The following is a 15528-nucleotide window of genomic DNA, read 5'->3' as shown; positions in this document are numbered from 1 at the left end:
GCAATTCGTAAAAAACGCAGATAAGCGACAGTGGAAAGGCAAACAAAGCACCTGAAAACAGAAGGAGGTGTCAGCAATGAAGAAGAACTGGAAATATTCATTACTACTTATAGCAGCTGTATTTGCATTGGCTATGGGCGTATTCTTTCTGTTTTATCGCTTTGATAACAAATATACGGCCAGGGGAGATCAGGCCATTCAGGGAATCCTCTATGTGCCTGATGATGATTCTGTGCATTATCTTGCCAGGGAATGGGAATATTATCCGGATGTATTGCTGACACCGCAGGAAATAAAGGAACAGAAGGAGGACTACTACAGCCGTTATGTTTCCATTGGCGAGTACGGTGGGATGGATATGGGCGACAAAAATAAATCTCCTTTTGGAAGTGGTACCTATCGGATGACCCTGGTGCTTCCTGAAAAAGAAAAACAATATGCTATTGGCCTGACAGAGATTTTTTCTGCTTACAAGCTGTATATTAATGGGGAATTGATGGGGCAGATGGGAAATCCGGATCCGGACAATTACCAGGAGCAGATTCAGAACAGGGTATTTACCTTTGAGGGAAAAGAAACTGCAGAGATTGTGATCGCAGTGACAGACAAACATTCGGTGTCATCGGGAATTCAGTATGTGCCGGTTTTGGCTTCTCCTTTTAAAGTGAATATTATCCGCGGGTTGTCACTTATGATTGCTGTGGTATTTATGGCTTTTACATTTTTTGTCCTGATTTTTTCAGTGTATATGTATATGCGAACTAAAAAAGTGGAGTTTGGACTTTTTGCCCTGCTTTGTATCTGTGTACTGGGATATGGTTCTTATCCGATCCTGCATTCCTTTGTTGCAGTAAAAGTACAGCCTTGTTATGGAATGGAGGCATTGTTCTATTATCTGATGTTTGCCGGTGTTATGCTGGTACAACAGAAGATCCTGGGAGGTGAGGAAAGGATTCCGGAAATTCTTGCAGGTGTGGCCGTAGCAGCCGGAGTGATGGTTTTTGTGGCAGAAATGCTGTGCAGCAGAGCCCAGTCTGCAACAGGGCTGTATCTGATCTCTAAGCTTACAGAGATTTTGAAGTGGGCAGCAGCCGGTTATCTGCTTTTCAGAAGTGTAAAGGAGATAAAACAGAAGTACAGTAATGTACTTTTAGTGGGAATTGTTGTTTATGCAGCGTCTCTGGCAGCAGACCGGATATGGAGATTATATGAGCCGATCATTGGCGGGTGGTTTACGGAAATTGGTGCAGTAGTGCTTGTAGCCAGTGTGGGACTGACTCTGTGGATGGAGATTGCCAATGCTTACAGATTTCAGCTTACCTATAGAGAATACAGCCGTCAGATGGAACAGAAACTGCAGATACAGAAACAGAATTATGAGGAACTTACAGAAAAGGTGGATGAGATCAGCAGGATGCGCCATGATATGAGACACCATCTGCGCACCATCATGTCTTACACCCAGCAGGGAAAATATCAGGAGATGATGGAATACCTGCAGGAGTATGCATCCGTTATAACAGAAGAGGAAAAGCGAATCTGTTATTGCAGAAACATGGCCGTAGATGCAGTGATCCATTTTTATGCAGGAGAACTGAGAGAGAAAGGGATTCCTTTTGAATGTGATATGATGCTGCCGCAGAATATTGGCATTTCAGATACAGATCTGTGCAAAATATATGGAAATCTTCTGGAAAATGCCGTAGATGCAGTAAAAGATCTGTTGCCGGAAAATAAGCCTTATGTAAAGATGCTTACAAAGGTTAAGAACAAGAAGCTTCTGATAGAGATTTCAAATCCATATTCCAATGAAATCCAGCGAAGAGAAAAAGTTTTTTATTCGAACAAAGCATGAAGGCTTTGGAATCGGAACAGCGTCTGTAGCAGAAGTGGTACAACGAATGGGCGGATATGTAGTTTTTAATACAGAAGAGGGTATTTTTAAAGTAAATATCTTTCTGCCGGTGAAAACAGTACAGTAAATAAATAGTTACTGCCCGGAGGGGGAAGAGGCATATCGGAAATACTTATTTATCAGAGTCTGAAGAGAATAAGTATTCCAGATATGCTTTTTTTATTGCGTTGGAGCCACGCTTGCGTACAGTAACAAGCTCCTGATTGTCCATAACAAAGCCTTCATCTGTGGATTTCTCGATGTGATCCATATTTACGATACAGCCTCTGTAACAGGAGAGAAAACATTTCATTCCCTCCAGAAGCTCTTCGAATTTCTGGAAGGTTATGTAGGAGCGTATAATGCCTGCATCTGTGGTATGTACCTGAACTGCATTGCGGTAGGTATCCACGTACAGGATGCTCCTGACAGGGATCTTTACAGGGGTACGGTCAGAGATCAGTTCTATATATCTGGAGTTCTGTGACTGTCTGAACTGGATTGTTGAGAGAATCCGGCAAAGCTTCTCCGGGTCAAAGGGCTTCAGCAGATAGTAGGATGCCTGTACATCATAGCTTTCCACAGCAAAGGAATCACTGCTTGAAATAAAAATCAGAGCAGTTGTATCCCTGGCTTCGCGGAGCTTTCTGGCTGCATCCATACCGGTCATACTGCCCATATAAATATCCATAATGATCAGGTCGTAAAATCCGGGTATGTATTTAGTAAAAAAAGCTTCTGCGCTGGAATACAAATGGATGTCTGCGGATGTATTCTGGGATTCATAATAAGAAGAAATGACAGATTTTACCTGACGCAGATCTTCCTTTGAATCGTCAAGGATTGCAATATTCAAAAGGAGTACCTCCTAAATTAACTTAAACATAATTTGTATTTTAGCGTATTTTCATGAGTTATTCAAGTACGGATTCCTTACTGAAAGCAAGTAATACCATAAGTATTTATTCATTTTTCCATATTTCATGAAAAATGTCATTTAATCCCATGTATCTTGAAAATAAGACTGAAATTTTTTATAGTAAGAACATAGAAATTCAGTTTAGAAATATGTACACACATTTTAAGAAAGGATGGTAAAAAAATATGAAAAACTGGAAAAAAATAATGGCAGGTCTTTGTGCTGCTGCAATGGTAAGCTCTATGGTTGTTCCGGTATGGGCAGCAGAGGAGACTACAGAAGAAGCAGCAGATGACGGAGATGTCGCGGATGTATCAGAGGCAATGTTAGGACTCTGGAAGGACAGCGCAGGAGATATCTACGGATTCTACAAAGATAATTCGTTTTTTGGCCAGTGGAAGGATGAAGAGCAGGATGTTCTTGGTGTATATGCTCTGAGTTCAGACGGAGAATATACAGCTCTGGTAATGCAGTTCGCAAATGACGACGGCACGTATGATGATGAAAATATGGTAACTTATCTGGTGCAGGCAAATGAGGAAGAGAATCTTCTGGAACTTTATGATCCGGACAGTCTGGACTTGACTGCAACCCTGGAGCCTTATGAGGCAGACGGTGATGAGTCGGATTACAATCAGACTTATCAGGATATGGGTGATATCCTGACAGAGTGTTATTCCGGCGAAACAGAAGCGGGTGAGACTTTTATTTATGCAGCTAATGAGGATGGAACTTTCTGCTCAGTACTTGTGATCGATCAGGATGATAACTATGTAAGCTTTGTTGGCGAAGGTACTTTTGATGAAGAGAACGGTACTGTGACGATTACTGATGAAGTTTCTGAGATGGCACTTACTTTTGGCGTGGCAGTGAATGATGATGATACACTGACACTGGATATGGGTGATCTTGGAAGCGCTACTGTAGAGGAAGCTACGCTGGCGGTTGCTGTGCAGGGACTGAAGTATGCAGTTGAGAATGGAACTGAGATGAACTAAGCAATTCTTTTTCAGGAACAAAAATATGTGATTTTGAGGATACTCCTCTTCGGATAGATTTATTCGGAGGGGAGTGTTTTTTCTGTGCCGGGGGTTTTAGAATGGCTGGGAAGATGGTATAATAAGGAGCGAATTCTATAGTTTTTGTGGAAGTGTTACAGGTGAGCAGAAACAGACAGGAAGCGAAAATTACGAGAGAGGTTTGAATTTATGAATATTTTGAATATAGAGCATGTTTCCAAGGTGTTTGGTGAGAAGGTGGTGCTGGATGATGTTTCCTACGGGGTGCATCAGGGAGATAAGATTGGGATCATCGGGATTAATGGGACCGGGAAGTCTACGATTCTGAAGATCATCGGCGGTCTGGAGGAGCCGGATGAGGGGCAGGTGATCACTCAAAATGGCCTGAGAATCACGTATCTTCCGCAGATGCCGGAGTTTCCGCAGGGAGCTTCTGTCCTGGATTATGTGGCAGAAGGAAAGTGGCAGAAGGACTGGAGTACTGAGAGCGAGGCAAGGAATGTTCTGAATAAGCTGGGAATTACAGACCATGAGGAGAAGATCGATCATTTATCCGGGGGACAGAAGAAAAGGGTGGCACTGGCAAGGACTCTGGTGAATCCCTGTGATGTGCTGCTTCTGGACGAGCCTACCAACCATCTGGATAATGAGATGGTGACCTGGCTAGAGGACTTTCTGAGAAGTTTTAAGGGCGTTGTGATTATGGTTACTCATGACAGATATTTTCTCGACAGGGTTACTAATAAGATTCTGGAGATTTCCCATGGCGGCCTTTATGCTTATGAGGCTAATTACTCGAAGTTTCTGGAACTGAAGGCAGAGCGTGAGGAGATGGAGCTTGCCAGTGAGAGGAAGAGACAGAGCGTACTCCGCATGGAACTGGAGTGGGCAAAGCGTGGATGCAGAGCCAGAAGTACCAAGCAGCGGGCACGTCTGGAACGCCTGGAGGCACTGAAGAACGGAAAAGCTCCGGTGCGTGATGCGAATGTGGAGCTGGATTCTGTTGAGACACGTATGGGAAAGAAGACAATCGAACTTCACCATATCAGCAAGAGTTTTGGTGAGAAGAAGATCCTGGATGATTTTAATTATATTGTGCTGCGCAATCAGCGTCTTGGGATTATTGGTCCTAATGGGTGCGGAAAGTCAACACTCATCAAGATTATTGATGGGATGATACAGCCGGATGCAGGAGAAGTGGAAATTGGAGAAACCATTCGCATAGGGTATTTTGCACAGGAAGTGCCGGATATGGATACCAATCAGCGTGTGATCGATTATATCCGCGACGTGGCAGAGTATATTCCGACCAGAGACGGGAAGATTTCCGCAACAATGATGCTGGAGAGGTTTCTTTTTGATTCTGCCATGCAGTATGCACCCATTGCCAAATTGTCAGGTGGTGAGAAGAGGCGTCTGTATCTGCTGAGGGTTCTGATGGAGGCGCCGAATGTGCTTCTTCTGGATGAGCCAAGTAATGATCTGGATATTCCTACACTGACCATTCTGGAGGATTATCTGGCTTCTTTTGCAGGGATTGTGATCGCAGTGTCTCATGACAGGTATTTTCTGGATAATATTGTGGACAGGATTTTTGCTTTTGAGGGGAATGGACATCTGACCCAGTATGAGGGCGGATATACGGATTATACAGAGGCGCTGGCGAGAAAAGGCGGGGCAGTATCTGAAGGACAGAGCACTGCAGTTGGCGCGGAAAAGAAGAAGTCGGCTCAGGCAGACTGGAAGCAGAATCGTCCCCAGAAGCTGAAATTTACCTATAAAGAGCAGAGGGAATTTGAAACCATCGATGATGATATTGCAGCGCTGGAGGAACTGCTGGAGAAGCTGGATAAGGATATGGAGGCCAATGCCACCAATTCTGTGAAGCTTCGTGAGATCATGGAACAGAAGGAGAAGGCACAGGCAGATTTGGATGAGAAGATGGACAGGTGGGTTTATCTGAATGATCTGGCGGAGCGAATCGAGGCACAAAAAAGTGAAAAGTGATTTTTTTCAGATGCTATTGACTTTGCAGAGGGTTCTTTAGTATGATACAGATTATGGAAGATTGCAGGAGCTGCTTTGCAGCGGGGCAATTTGCGGATGCCGGGTCAGTGACAGAAAATATCTTTTGATTCTGACATCTGTGAGTGAACAGTAAGTGAACAGGAGATATGAAGATATGGCAGAACAGGTCAGAGTTGTAGTGGACGCAATGGGCGGGGATAATGCCCCGGCAGAACCTGTCAAGGCTGCAGTGGAAGCTGTAACAGAGAGACAGGACATAAAAGTAATTCTTACAGGAAAACAGGAAGTGATAGATAAGGAACTGGCGAAATACTCCGGATATCCGAAGAACCAGATCCAGGTTGTCAATGCATCCCAGGTGATCGAGACAGCAGAGCCTCCGGTTTTTGCAATCCGTAAGAAAAAAGATTCATCAATCGTAGTAGGTTTGAATATGGTTAAGAAACAGGAAGCAGATGCCTTTATTTCATCAGGAAGTACAGGTGCGGTTCTTGTTGGAGGACAGGTGCTGGTAGGCAGAAGTAAAGGCGTGGAGAGACCGCCTCTTGCACCGTTGATCCCTACCACAAAGGGAGTTTCCCTTCTGATAGACTGCGGTGCCAATGTGGATGCACGTCCATCACATCTGGTACAGTTTGCGAAGATGGGTTCTATTTATATGGAGAATGTAGTCGGCATTAAGAATCCAAGAGTTGCCATCGTAAATAACGGGGCGGAAGAGGAGAAGGGAAATGCACTTGTAAAAGAAACTTTCCCCCTTCTGAAAGAATGCAAAAGCATTAATTTCATCGGAAGTATAGAAGCCAGAGATATCCCGGCAGGATATGCGGATGTGGTCGTATGCGAAGCATTTGTGGGAAATGTGATCCTTAAATTATATGAGGGAGTTGGTTCTGCCCTGGTCCAGAAGATCAAAGAAGGAATGATGACCAGCACAAGAAGTAAGATCGGTGCACTTCTGGTAAAGCCTGCACTGAAAGAAACTCTGAAATCCTTTGATGCAACGGAATATGGCGGAGCACCGCTTCTGGGGCTTAAAGGACTTGTGGTAAAGACGCATGGGAGTGCCAAAGCCATTGAGATCAAACATGGTATTTTCCAGTGTGTACAGTTTAAACAGGAGAAGATCAACGAGAAGATCGCAGAGCGTATCCTGGAGGATCAGGAATTACTGAAGTCCGGAGCAGAATAGAGCAGGACAGGAACAGAAACAGGAAGGAGGGTTGAAGATGGAACTGGAGAAAATAAAAGCTATCATAGCAGAGGTTCTGAATATTGATGCAGATTCGATCACAGAAGACACTACATTTGTAGATGATCTTGGTGCAGACTCTCTTGATATTTTTCAGATTATTATGGGGATTGAAGAGGAGTATGACATTGAGCTGGATAATGAATCTGTCGAACAGATTCAGACAGTCGGTGATGCTGTTGAAGCAATTCGGACAATTAAATAAAAATGTAACTGTCCGGCAGTCTGAAATTTGACAGGAGCATAATACAGGCACACTGAGCAGTTACAAAAAATGATGTCGCAGGGTTGTCAGATGACAGCCCTGCGCATATGGAGAGGGTTAGAGGAATGAATAGAAAGACAGAAGAATTAGAAGAAATCATAGGATATCATTTTAAAAATAAACATTATCTTACACAGGCACTGACTCACAGTTCCTATGCAAATGAGAAGAAGTTGGGGAAGCTGGGCAGCAATGAGAGACTGGAGTTTCTGGGAGATGCTGTGCTGGAGCTGATCAGCAGTGATTATCTGTATGCAAGATTTACCCAGATACCGGAGGGAGAGCTGACAAAGAAGAGAGCCAGCCTGGTGTGTGAGCCAAGCCTTGCCTATTGTGCAAGAGAATTCGGACTGCCGCAGTTTCTGTTGCTTGGAAAGGGAGAGGATATGACCGGCGGAAGAAACAGGGATTCTATCGTCTCTGATGCAACAGAGGCTTTATTGGGAGCTATCTATCTGGATGGTGGTTTTGCTAATGCAAAGGAGTTTGTGCTGAATTTTATCCTGAATGATATTGAACATAAACAGCTCTTTTATGATAGCAAGACCATCCTGCAGGAAATCGTGCAGGAAAACGGAACACAGCCGGTGGAATATATTCTGACAAAAGAAGAAGGCCCGGATCATAACAAAAACTTTACTGTGGAGGCAAGAGTAAACGGAAAAGTGATGGGACAGGGAAGCGGTCATACAAAGAAAGCAGCAGAACAGGCCGCAGCATACCAGGCGATTCGTGTACTCAGAAAATAAACAGGAGAATTATGTATTTAAAGAATATAGAGGTACAGGGATTTAAGTCTTTCGCCCAGAAGATCAATTTTGAATTTCATAACGGGATCACCGGTATTGTAGGTCCGAACGGAAGTGGAAAGAGCAATGTCGGTGATGCGGTGAGATGGGTGCTGGGTGAACAGAGTGCCAGATCTCTGCGAGGAGGAAATATGCAGGATGTTATTTTCTCCGGTACAGAGACAAGAAAACCCCTGGGTTATGCATCGGTGGCGATCACACTGGATAATTCAGACCATAAGCTTCCGGTTGATTTTAACGAGGTTACGGTTACCAGAAGGCTTTACCGTTCAGGAGAGAGTGAATATAAGATCAACGGAAGTGCCTGCAGACTGAAAGATATCAATGAGATGTTTTATGATACAGGTATCGGTAAAGAAGGATATTCCATTATCGGACAGGGACAGATCGACAGGATCCTAAGCGGTAAACCGGAAGAGAGAAGAGAGCTTTTTGATGAGGCAGCAGGTATTGTTAAATTTAAGAGAAGAAAGAATACCACGATCAAAAAACTGGAGGAAGAACGCCAGAACCTGGTCAGAGTGACAGATATCCTCTCGGAGCTTACCAGACAGCTGGAACCACTGGAGAAACAGTCAGAGACAGCAAGAGTTTATCTTTCCAAAAGAGAGACGCTTAAGGAACTGGATGTGAATATGTTCCTGATGGAGTATGCTGCTGCAGCCAAAGAACTCAAGGAACTGGAAGAGAAGAACATAATTGCGCAGAATCAGCTGAAGGATACCCAGAGTTCCTATGACCGGACCAAGGTGGAATATGAACGTCTGGAACAGGAACTGGAAGATTTAAATTCCAAAATGGATGCACTTCGCATTTCCGGTCAGGAGCAGGCAATCCGTAAACAACAGCTGGAAGGCCAGATCAATGTATTAAATGAGCAGATACTGGCAGGGGCACAGAATGAAGAGCATTATAAGGGACGTATCCAGACTATTGAGGCTGAACTTTCAGTAAGAACAGATTCAAAGAAGAAACTTGAAGAAGAAAAAACGGATATTTATGCACAGTTAAAGGCTGTCCGTAAGAAACTTTCTGAGGAAGAAGAGAAATTAAGGACAGCGCAGGAGAATATGGAAGCCTGTACTCTCGAAGTGGAGAATGGCAAAAATGAGATTATTGAAATTTTGAACAGCCGCGCCAATGTCAAGGGTAAAGCCCAGAGATTTGATGCAATGATGGAACAGGCAGAAATCCGTAAGGCAGAGATCAGCCAGCGTATTCTCAGACTGAAGAGTGAAGAGGAAGAACAGCAGACCATTCTGACTACAGCCCGGAAACAGTATGATGAGATTACATCCCAGATTGAAAATGCCAATGAGGAATGTGAACATCTGAATCTGAGTGTGATGAAGATTCAGGAAAAGCTGAAGGAACAGAACACAAAGTTGGAAGTAGAACAGACAGCCTATCACAGAGAGGCATCCCGGCTGGATTCTCTCAGAAATATCGCGGAGCGCTATGATGGATACGGAAACAGTATCCGGAGAGTTATGGAACAAAAAGAACGTGTTCCGGGAATCCAGGGTGTTGTCGCAGATCTGATCCAGGTAAACAAAGATTATGAGATCGCTATCGAGACAGCTCTTGGTGGGAGCATTCAGAATATTGTTACAGATAATGAGCAGACTGCCAAAACCATGATCGAATTTCTGAAAAAGAATCGTTATGGACGTGCGACCTTTCTTCCCATGAGCAGCATAAGTCCCAGAGGTGAGTTTACACCGAAAGAAGCACTGAAAGAGCCGGGCGTTGTGGGGATTGCCAGCGAACTGGTGTCCGTAGCTTCTCAGTATCAGCAGATCACGAAATTCCTTCTTGGAAGAGTGCTGGTAGTTGATAACATTGATCATGCCATTGCAATAGGAAAAAAATACAGACACAGTCTGAGAATGGTCACAACAGAGGGTGAATCCTTAAGCCCGGGAGGTTCCATGACCGGCGGTGCCTTCAGAAACAACAGCAATCTGCTTGGAAGACGGCGTGAAATAGAGGAACTGGAAACAAAAGTAAATCAGCTGAAGCAGAATCTGACTGAAATGCAGAATGCTGTTGAGGAAAATAAAAATCAGAGAAACAGGCTTCGTGATGCCATTGCAGGATTTCAGGAAAAACTCCGTCAGAAATATATAGAACAGAATACTGCCAGAATGAATATCAAACAGCAGGAAAAGAAAGCTGAGGAGATCCGAAGCGGATATGCGCAGATCAACAGAGATCAGGCAGAGATCAAACGCCAGGTCATGGAAATCCGGCAGGATCATGACCGGATTGCCAGGGAACTGGAGAATTCAAAGCAGGATGAGAAAGAACTGGAGAGTTTTATTGAGGCAAAGCAGTCAGAACTGGATGAATGGAAAGAAGAAGAGAAGAAAATCACCCGGGAGTTAGAAGAAATCCGTCTTCAGTCATCCGCTCTTGAACAGAAAGAGAAATTTGACCAGGAAAACCTGAGCCGTCTGAAAGCAGAAATCACAGCTTTTATGACTGAGAAAGAGGATATTTATCAGTCTCTTGCTCACAGCAGTGAAGAGATGGAAAAGAAGCAGGAGATGATCACTCAGCTGAAAAAAGAGTCGGAAGAGTCTGTCTTTCATGAAGAACAGGCACAGATGCAGCTGAAAAATCTGCAGAAGGAGAAAGAGAGCAGAACTTCTCAGCATAAAGATTTTTTTGAGAAAAGAGATTATCTGTCCGGTCAGATCGGACTTCTGGATAAGGAATGTTACCGTCTGCAGGGACAGATGGACAAGCTGGAGGAGAACAGGGAAGAGCGGATTGCCTATATGTGGTCCGAGTATGAGATCACTCCCAATAATGCCGTTTCCTACAGAAAAGAGGAACTTACTGATCTTTCGCAGATGAAGCGACAGGCAGCTCAGATTAAAGATGATATCAGAAAGCTGGGACCTGTAAATGTAAATGCTATTGAGGATTATAAGGAACTTCTGGAAAGACACACCTTTCTGTCCGGCCAGTATGAGGATCTGGTCACAGCGGAGAAAACTCTGGAACAGATCATTCAGGAGCTGGATGAGGGAATGCGGAAACAGTTTTCTGAGAAATTCGGCGAGATCCAGAAGGAATTTGACAAGGCATTTAAGGAATTGTTCGGAGGCGGAAAAGGAACTCTGGAGCTGGATGAAGAGGCAGATATCCTGGAGGCAGGAATTAAGATCATTTCCCAGCCGCCGGGAAAGAAACTGCAGAATATGATGCAGCTTTCCGGTGGGGAAAAAGCTCTGACAGCTATCGCACTTCTTTTCGCGATCCAGAATCTGAAGCCGTCACCGTTTTGTCTGCTGGATGAGATCGAGGCAGCGCTGGACGATTCCAATGTTGGGCGATTTGCCGGATATTTACAGAAGTTGACGAAAAACACACAATTTATTATAATAACCCATAGACGTGGAACTATGAACGCCGCAGACCGGCTTTATGGTATTACCATGCAGGAAAAAGGGGTATCCACACTGGTTTCCGTCGATCTGGTGGAGAATCAGCTTACCCAGTAACAGGAGGAGTTTCACATGGCAGAAGAAAAGAAAGGTTTTTTTAAACGATTAGTCAGTGGACTGGCAAAGACCAGAGACAACATCGTAGCCGGATTTGACAGTATTTTCAGTGGTTTTTCCAGTATTGATGAAGATTTTTATGAAGAGCTGGAAGAGATTCTGATCATGGGTGATATCGGGATCAATGCGACCACTTCTATTATTGAGAATTTAAAGAAAGAGGTTTCCGAACGTCATATTAAGGAACCGATGGAATGTAAACAGCTTCTGATCAATGAGATCAAGGATCAGATGCGTGTGGACAGCACAGAGTATGAATTTGAGAACCGCAAATCCGTAGTCTTGGTGATCGGTGTCAATGGTGTCGGAAAAACCACTTCAGTAGGAAAGCTTGCAGGAAAATTAAAAGACCAGGGCAAGAAGGTTATCCTTGCAGCAGCCGATACTTTCCGTGCAGCAGCAGGAGAGCAGCTTACTGAGTGGGCGAACCGTGCAGGTGTGGAGATCATCGGCGGACAGGCGGGAGCAGATCCTGCATCTGTTATCTATGATGCGGTGGCTGCAGCCAAAGCAAGAAATGCAGACGTACTTCTCTGCGATACAGCAGGACGTCTTCATAATAAAAAGAACCTTATGGAAGAACTCCGTAAGATTTACAGGATCCTGGAGAGGGAGTATCCGGATGCATATCTGGAGACATTGGTAGTGCTGGATGGTACCACCGGACAGAATGCCCTTGCACAGGCGAGACAATTTGCGGAGGTCGCAAATGTCAGCGGTATTATCCTTACCAAGCTGGACGGAACTGCCAAGGGAGGTATTGCAGTTGCCATCCAGTCTGAACTGGATATTCCGGTGAAGTACATTGGCGTAGGAGAAAGTATTGACGATCTTCAGAAATTCGATGCAGATGCATTTGTAAATGCGTTGTTTGATGTAGACCATAAAGAAAACCCGGACGCTTAAGATTAGGATGTACTTTCGGAGTCAAATCAAGTACAAAAAGATTCAGGGAGTACATTTAGGACAAAATGGAGGAAAAAACAATGCTTACTTTAGAGAGTTTTGAACAGGCATCAGAGATCGTAAAACAGGTCACACAGGAAACAAAGCTGATCAAGAGCAGCTATTTCAGTGAACTTACAGGAAATAAGGTTTATTTAAAACCGGAGAATATGCAGCGTACAGGTGCATACAAGGTTCGTGGTGCTTATTATAAGATCAGCACTCTTTCCGATGAAGAGAGAAATAAAGGTCTGATCACAGCATCCGCCGGAAATCATGCACAGGGTGTTGCCTATGCTGCGCATAAATATGGTGTGAAGGCAGTGATCGTTATGCCTACCACAACTCCGCTGATCAAGGTTGAGAGAACAAAGAGTTACGGTGCAGAGGTTATCCTGCATGGTGATGTATATGATGAGGCATGTGCACATGCATTGGAACTTGCTGAGAAAGAGGGATATACCTTTATCCATCCTTTCGATGATCCGGCAGTTGCCACAGGACAGGGTACCATTGCAATGGAGATCGTTCAGGAGCTTCCACTTGTTGATTATATTCTGGTTCCGATCGGTGGAGGCGGACTTGCAACAGGTGTTTCCACACTTGCGAAGCTGTTAAATCCACATATCAAAGTCATCGGTGTGGAACCGGCAGGGGCTGCCTGCATGAAAGCTTCTCTGAAGAAGGGTGAGGTTGTGACTCTTCCGCACGTAAATACGATTGCTGACGGTACTGCCGTACAACACCCGGAAAGAAAATCTTCCCGTATATCCAGAAGAATCTGGACGATATCATCACTATCGAGGATGATGAACTGATTGTTGCTTTCCTTGACATGGTTGAGAACCATAAGATGATCGTAGAGAATTCCGGTCTTCTGACAGTAGCAGCGCTTCGTCATCTGGATGTGAAGGGAAAGAAGATTGTTTCTATCTTAAGCGGTGGAAACATGGATGTTATTACCATGTCTTCTGTTGTTCAGCATGGTCTGATCCAGAGAGACAGAATCTTCACAGTATCTGTGCTCATTCCGGATAAGCCGGGTGAACTGGTACGTGTGGCAAGCGTGATCGCCAGGGCGCAGGGCAATGTTATCAAGCTGGATCATAACCAGTTTGTAAGCACGAACAGAAATGCGGCAGTGGAACTTAAGATCACATTGGAGGCTTTTGGCACAGATCATAAGAATGAGATTGTTAAAGCTCTGGAAGATGCAGGATGCAGACCGAAGGTGATCCGTCCTAGTCTGTGATTGTCTCAGAGTAGTGTCTGCTATGTAAATAAATGAAATGGGAGCCCTGGTGTTCAGTATATGGATATCAGGGCTTTTTGTAACTTATATTAGAGGTCTCAAAGGGACGCGCAGAAAAACAGTTTCATTTCGTGTGCGGTTTCGGGAGCCTAAGAACTTCTAAGCTGCTAAAAATATGCTAAAAACATAAGAAAAATGCCCATCAAACTCGCTCCGTTGCATGCTGTGGCTCAGACAGTGGTGTCATTTTTCTTATAACGCATATTTTTATCAGCTAAGAATATCTAAGATCCCTGCAAATGCACACGAAACAAACTGTTTTTCTTCGCTGGATATTTAGCGGTAATTTATGGAATTGCTATAAATTAACTTTGTCAAGAGAAAATGCTTGATATTAATTTTAAAAGAATGCCGTAAATACGCGCTTTTCCGGGCATATTGGTAGGAGTCTGTGACAATCTTGTGACAAATGGTGAAAATAGATGTGATTACAGGTATTTTCTGCATGATTTGAGATTGACAGTCATATAATAATAGAGTAAAATAATTGTACAAGAAATAGAACAACATATTGTACAACTGTGAAAGGCGGGTGAAATTATGTTAGCAGTAAATTATTCTACAATCAGAAACAATTTGAAAGATTATTGTGATCAGGCAACGGATAACCATGAGACTGTTATTGTGACCCGTAAAGGCGAAAAGAATGTTGTGATCATGAGCCTTGAGAAATATAATCAGCTTGAAAAGGCTGCCCGGAATGCAGAGTATCTTGCCATGATAGACAGAGGAATTGCTCAGTTATCAGCAGGCAATGGACAGGAACACGAACTGATCGAGGTAGATGAATGAAAAAGTTATGGGCTGACAGAGCATGGGATGATTATCTTTACTGGCAGACACAAGATAAAAAGACTTTGAAGCGGATTAATGAACTTATTAAGTCTATCGAGAGAGAGGGTTTGTCCCAAGGAATCGGAAAGCCGGAGCCATTGAGACATAGAAAAGCATGGAGCAGGCGGATTGATGATGTTAACAGATTGGTTTACAACATAGACGAGAATGGATTTCTTTGGATCATTGCTTGTAGAGGTCATTATGAAGATTAAAAGGAGAGGCTGGAGCTGTAAAAGGTTCCGGCTCTTTTGATGCAAAGATGCTTTTGGGGGTGTCGAAAAAGGTAAAGTATGATTGTTGTACTATATAGAGTAATTAGCGATAAAAATATACGGAGGTAATAGAATGGATGAACTGATAAAATATATGATTTCTAAGATAGGATATACATTAACTGCAATAATAGGAGGGGCATTGCCGGGAAGCCTTCTGATTTTTGTATGGAATCGAAAATTATATATGGAATTGGATTTGCTTAAACTAATAATATTATCATTTGCTATACCTGGAATACTTTATGTATGTAACATTTTTGTCTGTTTACCGATTATGTCGTTGTATAATGAGTTTAAACATGATACTGAAATTTTTAGTGTAGAATTTATTTTCATAATTCCGGCAATATTGACATGGATTGAAATTGGTTATTTAGTTATGAGCAAAATACTTTTACCAG

Annotated in this window: 11 protein-coding genes and 2 pseudogenes; 12 read left to right on the top strand and 1 reads right to left on the bottom strand. The window is 43.5% G+C overall.

Translation table 11 applies throughout. From position 1 onward, the window contains the following. Window positions 1-76 precede the first annotated feature (76 nt). A pseudogene (locus tag AC075J_RS09855) lies at window positions 77-1982 on the top strand (sensor histidine kinase). Between the two features lie 45 nt (window positions 1983-2027). On the opposite strand, the gene AC075J_RS09850 reads toward AC075J_RS09855, so the two are convergent. After that, entirely contained in the window at window positions 2028-2750 is a 723-nt protein-coding gene (locus AC075J_RS09850; protein WP_022380592.1) for a LytR/AlgR family response regulator transcription factor, read from the bottom strand. A 248-nt stretch (window positions 2751-2998) separates the two neighbouring features. Between AC075J_RS09850 and AC075J_RS09845 the strand changes: the two genes are divergently transcribed. The 11 genes and pseudogenes from AC075J_RS09845 to AC075J_RS09795 form a co-directional block, all read left to right on the top strand. After that, a complete protein-coding gene (locus tag AC075J_RS09845) occupies window positions 2999-3811 on the top strand; it encodes a hypothetical protein (RefSeq protein WP_008704704.1) in 813 nt (270 codons plus the stop codon). A 210-nt stretch (window positions 3812-4021) separates the two neighbouring features. Continuing rightward, window positions 4022-5839, top strand: a complete 1818-nt coding sequence (locus AC075J_RS09840; RefSeq protein WP_022380593.1) for an ABC-F family ATP-binding cassette domain-containing protein — start codon at window positions 4022-4024, stop codon at window positions 5837-5839. Window positions 5840-6014: 175 nt separating this feature from the next. Further along, the gene (gene plsX / locus AC075J_RS09835; protein ID WP_022380594.1) at window positions 6015-7052 is read left to right on the top strand and encodes a phosphate acyltransferase PlsX; all 1038 of its coding nucleotides are present in this window, start codon (window positions 6015-6017) and stop codon (window positions 7050-7052) included. A gap of 37 nt (window positions 7053-7089) precedes the next feature. Next, window positions 7090-7317: an acyl carrier protein gene (gene acpP, locus AC075J_RS09830; RefSeq protein WP_020993747.1), complete on the top strand. Its 228-nt coding sequence runs from the start codon at window positions 7090-7092 to the stop codon at window positions 7315-7317. A 125-nt stretch (window positions 7318-7442) separates the two neighbouring features. Then, window positions 7443-8126, top strand: a complete 684-nt coding sequence (gene rnc, locus AC075J_RS09825; protein ID WP_008704699.1) for a ribonuclease III — start codon at window positions 7443-7445, stop codon at window positions 8124-8126. An 11-nt stretch (window positions 8127-8137) separates the two neighbouring features. After that, window positions 8138-11698: a chromosome segregation protein SMC gene (gene smc / locus AC075J_RS09820; RefSeq protein ID WP_476390278.1), complete on the top strand. Its 3561-nt coding sequence runs from the start codon at window positions 8138-8140 to the stop codon at window positions 11696-11698. Between the two features lie 15 nt (window positions 11699-11713). Continuing rightward, on the top strand, window positions 11714-12664 hold the full coding sequence (ftsY, locus tag AC075J_RS09815; protein ID WP_118633448.1) for a signal recognition particle-docking protein FtsY: 951 nt from the start codon (window positions 11714-11716) through the stop codon (window positions 12662-12664). Window positions 12665-12729: 65 nt separating this feature from the next. Then, window positions 12730-13955: pseudogene (gene ilvA / locus AC075J_RS09810) on the top strand (threonine ammonia-lyase). 600 nt (window positions 13956-14555) lie between these two features. Then, window positions 14556-14807, top strand: coding sequence for a type II toxin-antitoxin system Phd/YefM family antitoxin (locus AC075J_RS09805; RefSeq protein ID WP_022380596.1), 252 nt, complete (start codon window positions 14556-14558; stop codon window positions 14805-14807). After that, window positions 14804-15064, top strand: coding sequence for a Txe/YoeB family addiction module toxin (locus tag AC075J_RS09800; RefSeq protein ID WP_022380597.1), 261 nt, complete (start codon window positions 14804-14806; stop codon window positions 15062-15064). The genes AC075J_RS09805 and AC075J_RS09800 overlap by 4 nt, the downstream gene beginning before the upstream one ends. A 133-nt stretch (window positions 15065-15197) precedes the next feature. Continuing rightward, window positions 15198-15528: hypothetical protein (locus AC075J_RS09795; protein ID WP_476390277.1), on the top strand; the 331-nt coding region annotated here is incomplete at its 3' end.

The sequence above is a fragment of the Blautia sp. ZXY-1-C6 genome (assembly GCF_056339875.1).
This window is presented reverse-complemented; position numbering and strand designations above follow the sequence as displayed.